Genomic DNA, 21,450 nt, shown 5'->3' on the forward strand with positions numbered 1-21,450 from the left:
GGGGTTTAGGAGTGTCAAAAGCAAAACATAAAAGAAATGCCATACATTCAGGTATTGGAGATAATGATGATCTATTTACAAAAAGCCCTCAGAAAGAAGATGTTGTAGAAGATTTTCAATACGCTGCCCGTTTACGTGGAAAGAAAAAACACGAGACAATGATTTACCCAGAAATTCCTTTTGAATATGGAATTAGCTATGACGGAAGACTGTTAGAAAAATATAATGAAAAGCCCTATCAGTTTGAAGTGAATGCACATCCTGAAAAGACTCTTGCTTATGAAATAGAAGAAACAAAAGAGCTACCAGTAAAAAGACTTTGGGAAGCTAAGGCCTGCTTTGAAGCCGAAGTGTGGCGATTAAACATGCAGTACTCCTTTAACTGGAAAGGTCATACAGGGATTCGAGATAAACGAACAGCTGAATATGCAGTTGATTGGAAAGGTATGTATAAACTCGAAGACTATGGAGATGTAAAAGACTTATTTACGTCTGATAAAGGTATTTATATTGGATATAATGACAATCAAACAACTTGGCATCTATCTGGTGATGGGAGTTATGTATTAGATGGTCTAAACCGTCCATTTTTCTCAGGTGTCATTTCAAGAAACATGATGTCATGGAATGCATATGAAACAGAATTTGATTTTAAATGTATTAAGAATGATGGAGCAGGCATTTTCGGACAAACATTAAGATATGACTGGAGTACAGGGAATTTTTATAGTGCCCCTTGTTGGGATGATGATGTTGTTGGACTAATCTTCCAAGCTAAAGATCCTAAGAACTTTTATATGATGCTTTGGGAAGCAGAAGAACGTATACATAAGTCTTCTCGTGCTGCAAATGACTTAGATGGTATTGATATTTTCAACGATAAAGATACCTATATAGATAGGTCTGTTATTAAAGGAAACAATAGCTGGTCCCATTATTGTGATAACATGGGATGGGGGAAACAGCACAAGCGCATCTATAAGGTAACAAACGGTGTTATGCGAAGAGTATGGATAGATGATTTAAGCAACGGATTTGGTTGGACTATGTTTAATATGCATGGTATTAAAATTAAAACCAATGGTAGTAATGTGCAAATATTTGTTAGGCAAAACAGAGGAGCATCTTATGTAAAATGCTATGATTTTAATACTGAATGGGGACACGGTAGTTTTGGGATGCTTAACGTGTCACAAGCTGTTGAATTCCATGGTGTTAAAGTTACAGAATATAAGATTATTGAGGGACGTATTCCTGAATCTGGATGGAATACAACTGATGAGCCAAATAAAAGGATAGCAGATGTAGCAGCATGGTATGTAGATAATGATGTTGGATTCAGGCGAAAATGTGACGCAGCTCATGTCGGCTATGGAGAAGTAGATATCTTTTATATACATGGTTATACCCGTGTTGCTGAAAATGGAACAATAGATGTTGCGGGCAGGAATGGACCAATCACAGTACATGCTAAAGACTACACTACATGGAAAGATTATAGTGGTAGATTCCCTCAGAACTATAGTGAATACTTTGAGTTCAATGGGATAGGCGATCAAATTCTTGCAAATAATGCACAGGATTATGTTAGCGAAAAGATGAACCTACCCGGATTTATTATGGATGATATAAGTGGACAGGTAGTAGACCCTAAAACAGGGACGTTAATCATTACAGGGAAAACTGGACAAATTATAGCACGAAATAACAATCCACCTGATGCAGGTAAAAAATATGCAAAATGTTACGTGCGATGTGGAATAGTAGAAGTAACTCCTGATCATAGAGATTTCAATACAGCTCTAGTAGTGTTCGATGACATTAAAAAAGTATTTAGAGATGATTATAATGAATTCTTTAATCGAGAGGACTACATTAACAAGAAAGAGAAATATGAATTAGTTAAGCCAGTTAAGAAACCTAAACCTGTTCCGCCAGATGTGGAGCCTGAAGAATCGGATGGCGGATGTAGAATTGATGATCCGGTAGTTAAACCACCTGATGAAATTATTGATGAATGTTGGGATGATTTTGATTTCGATGGAATCAGATTAGTCATGTGGAGCTGTACGTTCCCGATTGAAAAGTTGAAGAAGACTTTTGAAGAAAAAGTGTTTGCGTATAACGGATGGGTAACATTTAATCCACTAGCATCCTTTAAGCCAAACAAGTGGACATATTATAAAATGACACCAATTGAAGCTACAATAAACCCTAAGTACGATAAAGTGAAATGGGCAAACAGAGATGATTTCGATAGGATTCCAGTAGGAACAAAAGTCATTGCAAAAACAACAGAATGGTATAAAGCTATTTTCCCAGCAGATATAAAAAACTCTGGCATTATAACAAGTGATAAAGATTTAATTTCACATATACCACCATGTCCTGAACATTTCTATCATCCTACTGATAAAGAAGACAGGATGCCTGATACTTTTGAAGTTATTCACTTCTTACTTGATGCGTTTTCCAATAGCGCTGATGTTGTAATGTGGTATGAAAGCAATCCAACATTAACAACAGAATCAGCAGATAAACGACCAGAATCTCTTGCACAAGAGGGGAAATCTGGCATGCCAATTGTATTAACCTCCAATGAGAATGATAATATTGTTATCCATTGTAAGGAGAATCCACGCTGGGTTCCTTGGTCTTCCGGTAAGTATATTGGATATGGAAAAGTAAACGGAAAGCGCCCGTTCTTTGGAGATGGATCAGGAAAAGCTGATATGGTGAATGTCTCTACAGAAGTTGTATTCTTCCCTGATAATTTAGATATGGAGACATTAAAAGGTCCGTTTATTGACATATACGACAAAGAGTTTCCTAATAATCCTAGGGTGAAATATAAGTTGAATCCAAAAGGAACAAAGGTAGATTTCTTCTCAAATCATACGGATGCATACAACTGGTATACAGATTGGTACTCTAATTGGGTGGAATCGAAAGAAACGTTACAAGCTAATATGAGTGATATCACTGTTGTAGAAAATCCATTAGAACTGAATCCATATGATTCTAATGTCGCAAAGGATTATGACCCTGATAATACATTCATAGAGCGAATTGAAGTAACAAGTAATAATGAGTTTATAAAGGTTTGGATTGAAGAGAAGAAAGGGAAAGAAGATGGCTTATTTGGTTCGTATTACAGATTCCCATTAACTTCACAAACCTATGAACAAAAATGGCAAGTGCAAGGTGATTATCAAGAATGGACACAATCCTATGAAATTAAATCATATATGGATAAAATCGAAATTCCAGTTCAAGCAAGTGGGGCATTTAAAATACTTCATGTAAAAGTAGGTAATACCCTTATCTCACAAGATAAGAATAATGGATGGACATTAGAAGATGATGTTGTAATACTACACGGCAGCGGAATACGTCCCGGTACGATTAATATCAAATATGCAACAGGGTCTATACATAATGTATTTCAAATTAATGAGCTGGGTAGTTATAAGGAAATCTATTTGAATGGAATTCTATTAGATAGTAAAAAGTATGAAATAAAAGACCATACTCTTACGATTAATAAAGATATATTAAATCTATATGATTGGGTTCATTTCCAGTCATATCACATAGATGAGCTTCATGATCCTACTAAGCGCAATTATTTAGGGGAGAAAAAGTACACTCAATTAGATTTTCAAGAAGATATTCCAATGAAGAAAGAAAACCCAAATTACAATGATCCATTCTATGAAGGTTCTTTATGCTTTAACTGGGGATATCGTTCACCTAAGAAGCTTCATGCAGATGAGTCCTTTAGCGCTATGTCTATGTTCTTGCCTGAAGATATTCAATTTGATGTGGATGTAGACATGGAAGTCGTGTATCCAGTTGGAAATGCGGTTGATATATCAAACTTTACAGGTGAATGGAAACAATGGGATCAGCATCCTGATAAAGTATTTGATACAAAGGGAAATCATATAGATGGACCTGGTGACTGGCATGGCCCACCTGAAGCTGGATATGATAAAGTAATTAATTTAATTAACCAAGGATACTATTCTGGTTGGTATAACCCAAAACATGTGGAATTAAAAGATTATGCTTTTTCATTTAAAGTAGAATCTAGAACATTGTGGGATGATGACCTTTATGGCTGTGTATTTCGTTTTAATCCTGAAACATGCTCAGGCTATTCCTTTGAATGGGACGCAGGCGGAGCGGGGATAAATGGTATGGCTATTTATAAACTAACTTGTAAAAATCCTGACCAAGTAGGAAAAGGGCACTTGAATTTCAGTAAAGTACGATTGGCTCATGATCCAGAATGGTGGGACCCAGATGGTTCAGATAATAAGACCATTCCTAATCGTAAGTTTTATACACATGATGTAAAAGTTAGTGTAATCGGAAATAAGTTTCAAGTTTATGTTGATGGTAAATTGAAGCTGGAAGTTATTGATAAAGATAACACCTACAAATCAGGCGCATGGGGGCCGATTACTTATTCAAATCCGGATACGTATTTCTGGGATTTTTGGTTGCAGACTTATAAGAGAGTGACACCAAAAGAAAGACCAGGATTTAGAAAACACCTTCAGTTTACAAAAAAGCGCAAAGTAATTGAGGGAGAAGAAGCTTTCTATGAAATTGAATTAGATGAAGAAGTCATGAAAGAAAAATTCGAGAAGGAATATTTGAACTTCTGTCAGTCAGTCAAATTAGAGCCACGTTTTGTCGTATCAACAGAATACTATATAAGAAATGATGCGAGTGATTACGAAGTTTACTTTAAGGAGTTTCAAAAAATTAGAGTTCTAGAATTGTCTCCATCTGTTCTGGAAGCAAATCCTCTCGGCCATACATCTATTCAAGAAGCTGTTAAAAGGTATGGCTACTTTGATATATCAAAAAACATCGAGATAGTGCAAGATGTGTACCAAAACTGGAATAAATATAAGGTCGAGGATTTTGATGTGCTTACATTTACTCCTGCGGATTGTAATGCAGGGACAGATTTCTCAGATGACATGATTGATTTTGTTCGTAAGTTTAAAGCATCATCTAATAAAGTAATCATATTTAGTCATGATACGATATCTGGTAACATTAAAAATACAGTCAAACTACTTGAAGAGTTTGGATTTAAAAAAGCTAATTATGAACCATATACACGTGGTGATAAGATTACTTTGATTGATCCGTCATTCAATTATCCATACCCACTTACAGGAACAATTGACGTAAGTGTGAGTCACTGGAACCAATGTTTGAATGGGATACCTATCTATAAATTTGCCCATGAAAATCGACCATGGTTAAGCTATATTGATAACGTATATTACTCAGAAGCTGGAGATAGCACTTATTATTGTGATGGGCGTTTTAGACAACAATTGAGTGATAATGAAATGAAAATATGGGTTAACTTAATGTGTAGAATTGCGCAGTGGAAGCCATCTGAAAAACCAAAGATGACTGCATATGGTCAATCAAGATTATTTGCAACAGTAAGGGGACAGAATCCACCTATACCTGATCCAAATCAAAATAAATATCCTTCTAAGAATGAACCAACGGTTCCGGTTCTTCAGCCACCAACAGAGTCAGATCCAAATGACGGATTTACTGTAAGTTGGAATGGATATATTTATGCACCGCAAACAGGATATTATCGTTTTAAAGCGCAAGTAAACGACGGTTTTAGATTATGGATTGCTGATAAGTTGCTTATCAATGAATGGCATATTACTTCAGCTGAAGACTTCTTCCCTTCTTATGAAGCTTCTGTATATATGGAAGGTGGTAAATGGTATCCAATTAGGGCGAATTTCTTTGATAATGTAGGGCAAGCTGTTATTCGTTTGCACTGGTCTAGGCCGGGTAAAGACTTTGAACGTATTCATCCTAAATACTTAACACCTTATCTTGGATATAAACTATTTGCTCAAGTGAAAAAAGCTAGACCGCTGCCTTGGCATCCGCTTGTGCACAATGGATATTATTATCATCAAGAAAGGGAGCATTACTTATATGCAGAGAAAAAAGAATATATAGTAACTCCTGATAAAAACAATAGTATTGTGATTCAACCAAGACCACAGCAAGGTTGTCCAATCATCGTGCAGGATAATCAAGGTAATACTTTGAGGAAGGTAACATTTTATGATGATAACTGGAATTTAACGTTAGAAAATAAAGAGGTCTTTCATGGAAATGGATATGCAAAATATTATTTAAACTACAAAGGCATTGATAAAGAAACGTTAAAGGTTTATCTAAATGGAAGTCTTATTGAAGCGAATGATTTGATTTTTCATGAGGAAGTTTCAGCTATTGAATTTATGAAAGAAATTAATGTAACTGATATAATAGAAGTGCGTTACATTTTATTATATAGCTACATTCTTGATATAAATGCAAACCTAGAAACCGATTCAGCTCAAATTATTTTACACAATAACTATGAAGAAAATAAGATGAAAAATATGAAAGTCATTTATGAGTCAGCAAAAGAGACACCTTTCTATCGTGCGAAAGAAATTATTTTAAATCCTTTGTTAACTCATAACCACACTGGATTCTTATATCTATCTGAAACAGGAGAGCAAGATGCAAAAGTAATACAAGCTCACTTATCAGATAAGACAATCTCTAATTCAGGGAAGGAAAAGGTTCTTGTAACTGTTAGTATTTTAGATAAATACAATAACCCTTGCCCGAATAAAATAGTGAAAATTTATCGAGACGATAAGCCAATAGATGCGGAGTTTATTACGAATGAAGCAGGTGAGGTATACATTTACGATACACCAGCTCCACCAAAAGGCTTGATTAGTATATACCGTATAGAATGTAATGATCTGCAAAAAGAGTTGTTATTAAACTATTATGCAGAAAATAAAAAAGAAAGATTCTATATCGATGTAGTTGCTCCTAAATTGGCTATCTTATCAGGTGTAGACGACTATGCGACTATTAAAATGACACTAAGAGATTCTAGTTGGAATCCTGTTATGAAAGATAAAAAAATAAATATTGAATATAGAGATACGCATGGAAATGCACGTAAAAAAGAGGTCATAACAAATGATTTTGGACAAGCTGAGTTCATATTAAGTGGATTAAAAGAAAAGCATGGTGAAATTATGATTAAAGTCTCATATGATATGGGCTTTGAGCAAGCAGCAAGCTATGTATATATAAAAGTCATTGGGGGATAAATTCCCCTTTGGCTTTTTCTCATATAAAAGGAGGTTCTTTCATGTCTCTTGAAAGAGAAAAACAGGGGTTAGATTTGCATGACTATAAGAGCAAGCTCTCTAATAATACCTATTCTATGCGCTTAGGAAAAGAAGTGCCAGAAGGCGATGTTAATCTAGCTTATATTCATGTGCCAAAGGTACAGATTGAAGAGAATTTATCATTAATTGATACTTCATATACAGCCGATAATGTAATCACAAAAGATCAATTAGAATCAATTGTAGTTGCAAATGAAGCAGGGGAATTGGAGTACGTTGATATTGTTAATGAGGACGAAATAAAACCTCGGCCACCTAAAGGAGTCTTTCCAAGCAATAAGATTAATGTTACTCGGAAGTTCAAAAAGAATGAGTATAAAACTGAAAGTGCTCTTTATTATAAGTTCGAAATAGATTTTCATTATGATAGTAAAACTGCCATTGCAAATGAAAATGGTGTATTTAAAAAAGAAAAATATACAGGGCAGCAAATAGAATTAACAGATGAGAACGGAAATCTGTTAGATGATTCTTACAAGTATGATATCTATGTAATACCACATAAAGAAAATCCAAGAATTTATAGTATACAAGTCTATCTTCATAAGAATACAGACAAGAATAATACCATTAAAATTCGCTATAATCACATAGATAAGATCGTAAAAGATTCAAGTATACAAGCTGTAGAAAAAAGCATAGAGTTTTATACAGATAAAAATAATGAGATTCAAGTGGATAAGCTATCTAGACAAATGCTTGAAGGTGGGAAACTACGAATTATCAATGGCATAAGTGCATTTGACCAAAAAACTGAAGAAGAGGTTCGCCAAGCATCTGTAGATAATCCAGATAAAGAAATCTTTGCGGTAGTCCCCCATAGTAATGGGGAAGGTCATAAGGTGATTGTTGCTCAAAGGTCTGAATCCGATCCTAGAACACCTAAAATATTTTCACATCGAATTGTTGCAAAATATAAAAATGACGATGGAAAAGAAATGCAAGTAAGTGTTGGGCATATCACAGATTGGGTAATGAATTACGATGCATTGCTTGCAAATGAAAAAGAAGAATACACTGGCGAATGGAAGAATATTGGATTGTCTTTAGATGGTGGGAAAATAAATGCAAAAGATATGATTGAGTTATCTTTACCAATGGGTACGCCAAGTGTTCCAATGGATGCAAAATACTTCATAGAAGACGGACAAGGGAATCTTCTATATAACATAACAACCATTGTAGATAATAATGAAGTTGAAAGTCAGATCAATGAGGTTATGTCGCATGCTGCAGAAGCAAAAGTAAAGCAATTGAATGTGAAGCCCTGGAAGAATGCCCTTCAAGATAATGTGAAGATTAAAGATGAACCAATCCTTCATCGCTGTACCATTATCCCAGAGCGCCAAAAAACAAAATGGGGATTTACATGGGAAGCGAACGGACAAGGCTTCACTGAAAAGAAAATGGATTATAAAACAAACTGGCAAGTATGTGCAGATGTTGCCTTTAAAAAAGAAAGAGAAACTAAAGTATTAGATGTGCTAGATAAAAACAAATGGTCTACGATAGGGATTTCTAATGATTTAAGTAAGTGGCAGTATTCTTATATTGCATCTATGAAAAAGAATGTAATTCAGTATTTAGAAAATCAAAATGATGTTTGTGGATTCTATCAAAGAAATGAAATGATTAATGGTAAAACAATTAATCTGATGGAGAAAACAGATTATCAATTTTCTGTAAAAGTGAAAATGGATGATTCCATTGATGATGATTGTATTGGACTTATGTTCCGTGTACAAGATGCACAAAATTATTACATGTTTGTTTGGGAGAAAGATGAAAAATCAACAACAGAAAAAACTTATACAAAAGAGCACGGCAAGGATGTTGCTGGCAAAATACAACCATGTGATCGTGTTATTCTTAACGAATATGGCTTTACTATGAAAACCTTTAGTCCGGTTAATAATAATACGTGGAATACAACCAATAGTAGGGAAGCTTATTTAAGTAGTGGATTTGGAAGAAATCATAAACGAATTCTAAAAGCTTTGCCAAGTGCTTTACCACCATCTCCGAATCAAGATTCATGGAATAGTGGAAGTAGATATCCTACCGATAAAACGAACTGTTCATTTAAAGATATAACAAATACGTCTGAATCATATGTTAGTAAGGGCTGGGAGCATGGAAAAGATTATAAATTAACCGTAGTTGTAACTGGTGATTGGTTCCGTATTTTCATTTCTGATAATCCTGAATCAGACGAACTAGGACAATTAGTTTGCCAAGCGAAAGATAGTACGCATCAAAAAGGCTCATATGGTATTTTTTCTGCTTCTCAAAGAAATACACTATGGTACGACTTTAAAATGGCTGACGTGATTGTAGATACAATTTGCACAGAGAAAAAAGATATCTTATTAACAGATACGAAGGACAAAAAGCTTTCTAATTATGCAGTGGAAGACTTGATGGCTGCATCAATTAAAAGTAAGGCTAAACAATTAGGTGATGCGACTTATGAAGTCTTCACATATTACGGGAAATCAGATGGTGAATTTACTATTAGCATAGACCCTAGGACACACTTCGTGTATGGGCGTTCTAATGACCCCATTACAGGTAATGTAGTCAGATCCAAATGGACAACTAAACAAAATGGTCTAACAATAAAAGGAACAGGCTTTATAGAGTATCATGCAGATGGACATTATACAATTTCCACTGTTCCAAGTGTGCTTCCTACTGAGCAGATACCATCAACTGTAAAAGACTTCACATGGAATGAACCAGTTTTATTAACTGGAGAGAATGTTTCTATCCAGCTAGAGCAGCCAAACAAATTAAAGGTTATACCAAAAGTTCCTCCCATACGAGTAATAGGGACGCCTTATACATTAGAGGATAATGAGATATTAAAATCAGATGGCTTGAAAAGCATTGTAGAGATATTTGGTGACATAGGCGTTTATCAATTTCTTGAAATACCTAAAGATATTCCACTAGATGAAATCTGTTTGCGAATTGAACGTGGGAAAGTAAACGGAATATCAGCCGATGGAACTGCTTCTGTAGAGAATGCAGAGTATCGAGTTAATTACAGATTTAGATGTACTAAAAATGGATTTATTCGATTACCGGTGGATCAGTTTCAAGATCAGATAGGTGTTAATCGTCTTCGGTTAAAAAGCATATTAACTGATAAAGGGAAGCTAAATCCTTCTATTCATGTGGATGTAGTAGCTTGGACAACTTTTCAACAATTATCAGCAGTTCCTTTATTCGCTATCAAAGTAGAAGAGCAGAGGAAAATTGAGATTGAAAAACCTAGAATTGAACAACAAAATATAGAACAAGAAAACTGGTATGTTCGAGTGAAAAGCGGAAGATTTTTGAAGCGGTTGCGATTACCTTATCATGAGTTAAATTCAATAGAAAGACCGCCTGAAATATACATTGCGTATCCGCAGCTATTGGGAATGGTAAAATCGCCAAATGATATCGTAGAGGTGGATTTGGAGTATAGTCTTCCAGAATATACGAATCAAGAATTCTACAATAATGCCACTATACTAGTGGATAAAGAACGGCCAATGATATTAAATGAGTATTCCATACAAACAAGATATACTCCAATTCTATTAAGCTCACCCAAAAAAACTAGTTATCTAGAAGTCTATTCAATTAGAGGGAATCATAAACGAAATCTCCGAGTAGCTGATGTAGACGCAATGAAGGGAATTATTTATTTATTAGATCGCATAGGAGAGCAAGATGAGGTATATATAAAATACGCATACAAAGAAGAATGGTATACATATCGAGGCTTTGAAAAGAATGAATCATTCTTCCATTTAGATTTAAACCCAACACCAGGACATCGTCACACAGTAGCTGAAAATGGTTTCCATAGATGGATTCCTATTGAAAGTGATACAGAGCCGTTTAAAGTAAAAAAAGAAGGAACTAGTAATCTAGAATTGCTAGTGAAACAAATTCATGTGTATATATGCCCTTCTGCAGTTAGATTAGTTGATTTAACTAACCCTAGTTTACATGGCAAACTTGTAACAGGATCAGTTCGTAAGAAGGTCCTTTTCCATACAGATGAAGAGTTTTGGTTTAATCCAAAAGATCGAAAATATAATCCAACCTTGCTTCGATTAGGAAAAGTAATGCTACAGTCTAATAGCACATCAAAAGACAACATAACTATTCTTGATACAAGAACAAAAGGCGGGGGACTAGACGAATCCTTATCAAGGGAAATTATTAAACAAGTAAATAAAGAATCACTATATCATTGGGACATTGGTTACTTTGATGGAGAAGCTTATCAAGAGAATGGTGTTATCATTATCAGACTGCCAAGAAGTATTTTAAGGTCAAATGATAATCCAAATGGATTTAGTGAGTCTGAAATACAGCAAGCTGTCGCAAAGCATAAGTCGTATGGAACACTTCCTATTATTGAGTTTTATAATGAAAGCGAACAGGAAGATAACTTTAATATTCTTCCAAATCATGAGTTTCTATATAATCAGCATATTGGTTATTATGATAGCTCTATAAGCAAAGGTGACTATGAAGTTATCAATACATTCTTAGGAACTGGCGATAACTATGCACTACGAGTAAGCGGTGAAGCTGAATACGGAATTACTTTACCTGGGCATTTAATATCTTCAAAACAATATGGTTTAGAGATTAAAGCAATAAAAGAGCAAACAGCCACAAAACGCAGCTTAGGTAGAATAGAAATAATATATGATAATGGCAAAAAAGAAGAGATTCCATTGGTATCAATTAACCAATCTCAATGGATGGTTTATAAACAATCTATAAAATTACAAGCCAATGTGCATAAAATGAGTATTATATTAAACAAATCAAAAGAAGTAAGAAAAGGATCTATTCTAATTGATTATGTAAAATTGAATGTATCGCCATCGTTGTTAGAAGATACAACAGAAATTCATGAAATTTAGTAGTTGATGTAATGCATTTCATGATAAGATAATGAAAGGGAGGTATTAGAAATGCCTATACATAATTCCAAAGATTTAATCGCATTTGTGAACTTGCTGGAGGAAAAAATCGGTGAGATGAATCAAAGTCTGAGTGACTGGGAGAGAGAAAAATACAAAATCTTAAACCTGTCATCTAAGTTTGACACCACATCTAATAATGCTTTAACTGCTCTTATTCGTGCAGATGAAGCACTAACTGAAATATCAACAGCTTGTTTTGAAAGTACTGCCGGCCGAGGTAAGCGATTAGAAGACACATTAAGACAATTAAAAGAAGAGATTTATAAAATCGCTTCAAATACTGGAAATAACACTGGAAATAGCGGTGGTGGTGAGCTAACAAAAGGAGTATTCTTTGAAGAGCTAAATAATGCTGTAGCCTCTGTCGATGTAAATATTGAAGAGGGCTTAAAGTTAGATTATAGATTAAGACAACTTCAAGAAATGGCACTTGCTAACGTGGAGAGAATCAATAAAGAGTTATTTGTTCCACATAAATATAATGTAGATATAGAAGCTGAGAGCTTTACTGTGATTCAGCCAAATGGTGTGAAGTTTATTGATGGTGATGTTAGTGTGTTAACTTCAAGTGGAATGCCAGCCCGTGATGAGTACAACCGTTTTGTTACAGGTACAATTACAGAAAAAGGTGTTGTATCTTTAAGTGCAGTAGCTCATACAGATTGGGTATTATATTTTCCAGTCAAAATGCAATTCAAAGATATACCTGAAGACTTCTTGTATATCTTCTTGCAGCAAATGGTTCAAAAAAATAGTAAAATCACACAGATTTTATTCGATTTAGAGGACGGCGTAAAATCTGTTCAAGAAGATATGCAGTCAATGAAAGGTGCCAACTGGACAGCAGACTTCTCAATTATGAGAAATCATCAAGATGTAGTTAAGGAAGGCATTACCCCTAAGGGACTGCAAGTACAAGTAAAAGATGGAATGGCTAATGTTACTTTTTCTTATGCTGATCATCCTTATTTAAGTCACTTTGTCGTAGAGAAATGGGACGAAACAAAAAAAGCCTATGTTCCATTTGACGGGAAGCAAGGTATTGTGAGTAAATAGACAGCTTCGGCTGTCTTGTTTACTTTATAAACTAAAGAAGGGATGTAGTATATGAGTAAGTTTCTAGATGATTTTTTAATTACTATGCCTACTACTCAACGAAAAAAACTAATTGAGTTATTAGAGCTTCAGCAAAAAGAAGGTAAGATCAAAACAAATTATGAATTACAGGCTGAACTTGAAAAGTTATTATCAGAGCTTGATGGAAAAAGTAATGGTCCTACTTTCAAGGCAAGGACACAGTCTAAGCAAACAAATTCAAAAGCATATAACGCAAATATGGACGAAATCGCATTTGACTTAGCTACATTATTTGAAGCTTCTTCAACCATCGATAGGCTTATTGCTGATAACAAATTGTTATCTAAGTCATTATTAGCAAGTATCCGAAAAAACGTCTATGCATTACAGACAAAAGTAAATCGCTACAAGTTAATTATGAAAAATACTGATGGCTTCGTTGATGGAATCCATGAGCAATTTAAGGCACCAGAGTATATAGAAACCAATGAAACAGTATTACAAAGTCTAAGAAAAGACCGTTTTGATAAATATTTAGACTCAACATTTCTTGCTGAAAATGTTGGTGATGCTTTGCAGTTAGCTGGAGTAGAAACCATTGACCAGCTAAGAACAAACTATGGCCGTAAACTTGCTCATATAAATGTTCTAAATAGAACAGGGTATCCTAGTGAAAATCCGAATCATACAATTGACCAAGCTATAGATGGCTCACTAAATACATATTGGGCAGAAAGTATTTTAGTAGATCAACCAATTAAACAAAATATTAATGACTTATGGAAAAATGACTATGAAGAAGTCCCTAAGGACGGAGCGTTATGTGAGTTAGAGATAACTTTGAATGGCGTTACTACTGTCTCGGATATTCATTTTGAACCATTTTGTGCATACCCATTAGAGATTGTTAGCATCTATGGTTATGAAACAGAAGATATGAATGGAAAAATGTACGAGTTAATTTCTCCGAATCATATCAACCCCATGCAACGAAACAAAAAGTCAGTAAATCTTATGACATTTCAGTTTCCATCAGTTGATGTGTCCAAAATTAAAATATTACTACGGCAAGAAAACTATGTAAGTGAGAATTTTATCGTCAACAAAGATGAAGCACAAAACATGCAGCTATGGAGAAAATTATCCTCTTCAGAACAATTGATACCTGATTATAAAAATCCGAATGAAACCATTGCGGAATTTGATAAAAAGAATGAGATTACAGGATGGTCTGTTTACTTGGAAAAGCTTAAAGAATGGGCTCTTAGTGTCAATGAAAGTGGAGTGCTAGAAAGTGCTAAACGTGCAATGGAAGCTATAAGGATGGGTGATTATAAAAATCCAATGCTCTTAAAGTTGCAAGCACTATCAAAGGATAAAGATAATGCTATTAATAATGATGAGGAATTAAAGAAAAGTTGGAAGGCAGTTAATAAGATTTCATATTTATATGGTGCATACAATATCTCCATCTTTGGACGTAAGTACAAAAACCATTCAATAATGGTAACTGAACCACTTCCCTTATCAAGTAACGCAAATAAGATAGGATTAAGCACGGTTGAAAAACATCATCATATTGAAATAGATAATGCGGTATCTGATCCAATTACAAAGGAACTTGGGAGTATAAATACTGCTCAAATCACAGATATAGAATACTATATAACATACAAGAAAAATCCTAATGCGTCGGATTGGATTCCTATTTTGCCAAATGATAAAAAGTACGTGTATGGAGAACTGTTGTCTGGAGATATGATACAAGGGGATTATCCTGAATTTAAGGGGCAATCTTTAATTCAATATAGCTTTAGATTTCCAATCGTATCAAACAAAACAGTTGTATTAAGGAGAAATGGAGTGCCCATGGATCCGCAGACGTACATTATTTCAAACGATGGAAAGAAGATAGGTATATTTAGTAAGTATTACTCTGCATCTAGTATTTATACTGTCGATTATAAACCAGCAGATGAAGCGTATGTAGTTGTATTAGATTACGAAAATAACATTACACCAACTCAGTATATAGATGTAAATGGCGATACAGGAGAAAGTTTTGAGTCAGCCGATTTTAATAATGCAATTGAGCTGAAGCATAGTCCTTATTTATTTAGAAACTCCCTTTTTAAGTACAACGAAAAGGAAAATCATTATGCTCAGAATGAAAATAAAACACCTGAATTTCCTATCATTGTTCGTGTAAATGGCGAAGAATTTAAAAACATAACAAACCATGCTACAAACACATACGACACTGAAAGGCTCACTGAAAACGAAGGGAAAACATTCGCACAAATAGGAAAAACAATTGTTTTCGGTAGGCCTATCGATGGAGCAAAAATTGAAAACATTACTGTTGATTATTACTATGTGACAACTGATATTAGATTAAAAGCAATCCTGCGTCGAAATAGCATGGAGGACGAATCAGTTACGCCAGCTTTATATAGTTATAGTATTAAGTGTCAATCATACGATCAGGAGGTTTAACATGAGTAAGCCAATCAAAAATAACTCTCAGATGCTTTATTTGCAAGCCCGCCAAATGTTTGAACGAGCAAAGCAAAAATTCGAAGATAACTCTATTCAATCAGAGCCAAAGCTTATTGCATCTGTATTTAACTCATTTCAAGAGTTCTTTACTTCTGTAGGGAAACCAAATATGGTACCTCGATTTGCACCAGAAGGCGGTCCTCCTTGGAGTGAAGATTTTAATCAAATGATGATGGAAATTAAGCAGGATCTTGAACTATTGTTTCAAGAGATGGATATCATAGGGCAGTCACTATATACAGACTTCAATCACAATACTGTGCAGCATGAAATTCTTAATAATCAATATGAAAACATTTTTGATAAAATGAGAGATTTAGAAATCTATGCAGAAAAAAGTGAAGATGATATTAAATTCGGTAGGGATGACTTTTTAAATAAAGAGAAGATAGACTATAGCCGTATTGTAGGGAAGCCATTAGAAATAGTGAATGGCGCTGTAACATTGCCTCAAAAGAGTAGAGAAAATGTAGCTCTAGATTCTAGCGTTACTATTATTGCTGGTAATCGTAAGCAGGATAAGTTTATCATTGGTACTGAATCAAATGGATTTCCAGGTAACAATACAGAAATACATAGTGTTACGGATGATATTCTAACAAATAAGAACTATATTCCTACTTTCTTAGGAGAAGAAAACAACCATAGTGACTATTCAGCAGTGCTAGATGGTTCACCTAATACATGGTTTGAATATGAAAAAGTAAATGTCAGAGAGCACGATAAGGTGCGTGTAGCTAAGAACCTAGGTTGGAATTACCAAGTGCACGGTAATCAAACTATACAATGGGCTGAGGATGCGGATAACGGTAGTTTAAAATTACATATGCAAATTATATTAAAAGAGGAAAAAGTTATTAACGAAATCAATTTGAATATGTATACTCCTTCAAACTACGGAGCGAAGACTGCTATTATTAAAAACATTTTAGTGTCTGATGGCAAGAATCAACCGAAGTCAGTTCTACCTAAAAATAAAAAGGATAATCAATATCAGTTTCATTTTGCGCCAGTAAAAGCAAAAGTAATCTCGATTCTATTTGAGCAACCTCACAAATACATTACAGATATAGGTCATATCTTTTATGAGAAGAAAACACAATCAGAAGATAAGTCTGAATATGCAATGGATATGGCTACTAAAAAATATAAATATGCACCTCGTGTAGAAGGTCCATTGATTTCTCTTGAAGATTTAGGTATTGAAGTAAAAGTAAATGAGAGTAGTGTAGAAGCGAATTATCCTCTATTGGGTGAAACGAATATTAAAGCAACAAGTATTGGTGAAACAATCAATCGTCTTATGAACAGCATCGACTTAGATACAATAGATATGGGTGTAGAAAAATTTGAAGGCTTTAGATGGTGCATAGGGATTAGGGATATAGAGATCTGGTCATGTGAATACGAAGAAGAAGGTGAATTAGTTACATTCCCGTTTTTCTTTGATAAGGCACTAGATAAGATATCTTTAAACGTAAATCAGAATATCCCACAAATGTTCTCTGAGAATCCTGAGCTTTCTTATGAATGGTTAAAATATTTTATTTCTATCGATGATGGTACTACATGGCATCCTATAACACCGCTGCAGCATCAAGTACTTTCTGATGAGCAGCCACCAAAAATATATACAGTCCGAACTGTAGAAAGTTCCAAGCAAAAATTAGAACAAAAAGATGCTTATTTAGAATCAGAATATCCTGTCTACAGCTTGCGACTAAAAGTATTAGGACGTAGACCAAATGATTACACTGTAGAAGGATTCATGCTTAAAGACTATGCTTCTGCACCTCAAGCAGCAAATTCATTTACACAAGCTAGTCCTTTGTTAACGGGATATAACTTTAATTTACAAACCATAAGCAATGTTTCAAATAGTTATGAGAGTGAAAAGAGCTACAAAAAAGCTAACACAATAGCTCCTGATATTATTTATAAAGAAACTCCTGATGATCCAATTACTGAAACTATTGAACCATCAAATCTAAAGGTTAGTATTCTTAATAAGACAACTCAATGGTGCGATGATAAAGATTTAACATTGAAATGCAAAGCAATAAGTAACAATAGTTTATCAAAAGCTGAATTGTATATTGGACCAAAGAAAAAAGAAACCAAATCCATTTCAGGAGCAGAGTCAAATTTTGAATTTACGATACCAGCTCTTATGCTTCCTAAAGGAACTACAACCATTTCAGTGAGAGCATACGATCAAAAAGGAATGGCGTTTGATGTATATATATTCGAAGTTGTAACTTGTGACAACATGCCAGAAGAGGATAAACCAGTTGAACCGGATAAAACAAAAGGTATGTCAATTATCTTAGATAAATATCCTTTGACCTTATGTGAAAATGATCAGCTTATTTTTTATGGAAGTGTTCAATCTTCATCCTCCATACGTAGCATTAGTTATACTATAAACGGCATATTATTTGAGCCTGAAGAAGCAGTATTACAAGCAATGAATTCTAGTGATTCAAAGGTAGATCTTATGGAAATAGAGGATTTCGGGGAATGGTTAGATGCTTTTGAAGAACAAGAAGGATGTGGCTGTAAAAACAAAAAGAAACAACCAGTTTCTATACAAGAGATGCCAGCGATTAGTATCATGGGAATTAATGAATCTAGCATATACGTAAAAGCTCCTTATCAAAAACTTACTGATTTAGGTATTAAAAAAGGTGACTCTGTAACAGTTAGTATAACTGCATATGATACTCAAAACTTATCTATTAATAAAAGCTTTTCATTTGTAGTGGAAGACTGCCGTAGACCAGATACAAATCATGAAGGCAAAAAGAGGGTTCGAGATTGCTATAAATTAGAGGACATTACTCTTTATTATTATCTTTATAACGACAATGGCTCTCATGAGATTAAAATGATACATATTCCAGCGTCTACGCTGCCTTTAACATTTTTAGATAATGGGGCAGGTGCAAAACTTGCAATAGGATGGAGTAAGCAATTTAGTGGCCCTGTGCTAATGTTAGCAGCAGGAAATGATGAATCAAAACAAGCTTTTCAAATCCATGCTGTTAGTTTGCTCTATTCGGATTATTATGATGACCCACATGTGATTTGGCCAGTAGGCATAGGAAAGACACATGGGCAAGTTTCAAATATAGAAAAAATCCTAATAGGAAGCGATAAGAAAGATGCAGATTGGTTCCCTCAAACAATCCAAGGTGACTTTTCGTCCGCTCCAAGTCTAGGTGAAAAGGGGAGTTATGTAATACCGGTTTTTGAGAATGATTGGATTGATCATGCTTGTGATACAATGAGTGATTTTAACCCTGATACATTTACTTATCAGCCATCTGGAAATATTTATTCATGTAATCTAGTAACTCATATTTTAGTTCAGTATTACAATGATGTAACGAATAAACTTGAGGTAAGGAAAATATCTTTAACCGCTTATGCATACAATTATAAATTTACCACTAAAAACGGAGAAGTCGTCGTAAAAGTGGGATGGGAAAAATTCTTTAAGAGCCCTGCAATTCAAATTATCAGTGGCACTGGCAAAGATAATATTCTAATAACAGCATTAGGTGTACTCTATAGAGATAGGACGGGTGTAGAACAAACTAGATGGTCACAAGGAATTCAATATAAGTCAGCTGGAGTAAGCTATCCAGAGCATTCAATAGGGGCTTTGAAATCAGTAAATAATCTTTTATGGCTCCATAATGGTACTGTTGATTACAGCAAAGCACCTTATGTCGGTGGGAAAGATGATGTCATTGTATATCGGTTAGACGAAGATTTTATTAAATCGATATGTCCTTCTCAAAACTTTATTGAAACTGGCATTTCTTCAAATGGTCCAGAGATACAATTTAAAGATGCTCCAAAGGATTTATGTGGAAATAAATATCTAACACAAGAAGAGAAGCCTAATATTAAAGATAGTCTATTTGAAAGCTTAAACGTATATATATCAGATACTTTAGGTATAAAGTCATTTAGTTGTTCTTTAAAAATAAATGGTAAACTCATAAAAGACCCTGAAGTAATAACGCTGCAAAATAAAAAAGAATTTACTCACAACCTTTCATTAGACACAACTTTACTTGATCCTGGTGATACTCTCTCAATTAGTGTAACTGCAACAAATGAAAGTGGTATTAGTTCTACAAGGGAGCTCAAGTTGATAGCTGTTAATTGTAAAAAAGAAACACCTGTAGATGTTAATATAGAAGGAAAATCAGATAATATAAAACTTGATTTTTCAAATGTTCCATATTCATTGTGCGCAAATAAAGAAAATAATGTTGAGAAGCCTATTCATGTAATCACAGTTAATGTGAAAAGTGTTAATAATATTGTTAATGTCTTTTCTGTTGTTAGAGTTAACGGCAAAGAGATTTTTAATGAAGTAGAAAAAGTCAATAATCAAAAGTATTTAACGAAAACAATTCCTGTTGATACAAATTTAATTAGTAAAAATAATCTAGTAGTTGTTAGGTTTGGTGTCATAGATGAAAATGGAGAAGTAAAAACTGACTCACTTTCATTCATAGGGAATGACTGTACAAAAGGTCCGCTTAGATTTACGGAGGCAAGTGCTTATAGTACTAGTGACGATAAGAAGAGTGCTCGTGGCAAGAATTGCTTTGGCAGCTCATTTGTTAGTGACTTTAAATTTTCTGTGAAAGATGATTTCCATAAGATTAAAAAATTAGTTGTAGAATCAGGGGAATTCAAAAAGGAATATGAATTTACAGGGGAAAAAGATACAGAAGATGTGTACCCGAGAGTCCCTATGTTTAAACATAAACTTTTCCCTAGAAAATTAACAGGACACGCCACAGCTAATGAGATAGGTAAAATTGACATAGTGTTATCTATTAATACTTATGAAAAACTAGAAGATCTATGGTTTCATAATATGAAACAAAATGTAAAAATCCTAATTCAAAACTTAATAGATGCAAAAGTGGATGCTAGAGTTGCAATAATCTCTACAGGTCTAAACTCTGATGGAAAACCTGCTTTCTATCAAGAATTTACTCCTGTGAATGAAATAGATTTATCTAAGGTAATGTCTTTCGAAAGACTCAAAGGCCTTGATAGGAAAGAATTTACAGTCGAATGGAATCAGTTTACTGACCCTAATTTTGGGTTATTTACATTTAACAATAAATATAGACATGATGCAGTAAAACATGCCATTGTTTTTACTTCTCTAAATATGTATCCAATGACGAGTAGACCTGAAAATATCATTCCAACTTTAAAAGAGAATAACATAATTACTAGCATAGAGTATTGGCATAATTCAAATTATCCTACTCATTATAACTATGAATTTTATACAATTACAAAAGAAACTGGTGGTCTTAATTTTGAAGCTTCTGCAGATTGGATGTTTGATATTTGGTTTAAAAAAGGCGGGGGAATAACAAAGCGAGAAACGTATACTGAGGATACATTCCAATTAACGAAGGCAACTGTTTACAATACAAAGGGTGATCGTGTAGAAACTAATCTTTTAGTAAACTATACAGATTGCAGAAGACCAGACTAAG

General features: G+C 34.2%; 5 protein-coding genes. All 5 read left to right on the plus strand.

Going from position 1 to position 21,450, the window contains the following annotated elements:
* Positions 1-11 precede the first annotated feature (11 nt).
* The 5 genes from NST86_RS34020 to NST86_RS34040 are packed head-to-tail and all read left to right on the plus strand — an operon-like array spanning position 12 to position 21,449.
* Positions 12-7,190 (plus strand): PA14 domain-containing protein, encoded by a 7,179-nt coding sequence (locus NST86_RS34020; protein ID WP_340935650.1) that lies wholly within the window; start codon positions 12-14, stop codon positions 7,188-7,190.
* 41 nt (positions 7,191-7,231) lie between these two features.
* Positions 7,232-12,208 (plus strand): hypothetical protein, encoded by a 4,977-nt coding sequence (locus NST86_RS34025; protein ID WP_098685532.1) that lies wholly within the window; start codon positions 7,232-7,234, stop codon positions 12,206-12,208.
* 51 nt (positions 12,209-12,259) lie between these two features.
* Entirely contained in the window at positions 12,260-13,327 is a 1,068-nt protein-coding gene (locus NST86_RS34030; protein ID WP_340935654.1) for a hypothetical protein, read from the plus strand.
* A gap of 51 nt (positions 13,328-13,378) precedes the next feature.
* Positions 13,379-15,844, plus strand: coding sequence for a hypothetical protein (locus NST86_RS34035; RefSeq protein WP_340935656.1), 2,466 nt, complete (start codon positions 13,379-13,381; stop codon positions 15,842-15,844).
* A gap of 1 nt (position 15,845) precedes the next feature.
* Positions 15,846-21,449, plus strand: a complete 5,604-nt coding sequence (locus NST86_RS34040; protein WP_340935658.1) for a vWA domain-containing protein — start codon at positions 15,846-15,848, stop codon at positions 21,447-21,449.
* Position 21,450: the final 1 nt, after the last annotated feature.

Origin of the sequence: Bacillus sp. FSL L8-0199 (assembly GCF_038005705.1) — a bacterium.
Classification (GTDB): Bacteria; Bacillota; Bacilli; order Bacillales; family Bacillaceae_G; genus Bacillus_A; species Bacillus_A cereus.

Excerpts from the sequence above, each read along its gene's own strand:
- NST86_RS34035 (WP_340935656.1), top strand. The coding sequence starts at position 13,379 with ATGAGTAAGTTTCTAGATGATTTTTTAATTACTATGCCTACTACTCAA.
- NST86_RS34025 (WP_098685532.1), top strand. The coding sequence starts at position 7,232 with ATGTCTCTTGAAAGAGAAAAACAGGGGTTAGATTTGCATGACTATAAG.
- NST86_RS34040 (WP_340935658.1), top strand. The coding sequence starts at position 15,846 with ATGAGTAAGCCAATCAAAAATAACTCTCAGATGCTTTATTTGCAAGCC.
- NST86_RS34030 (WP_340935654.1), top strand. The coding sequence starts at position 12,260 with ATGCCTATACATAATTCCAAAGATTTAATCGCATTTGTGAACTTGCTG.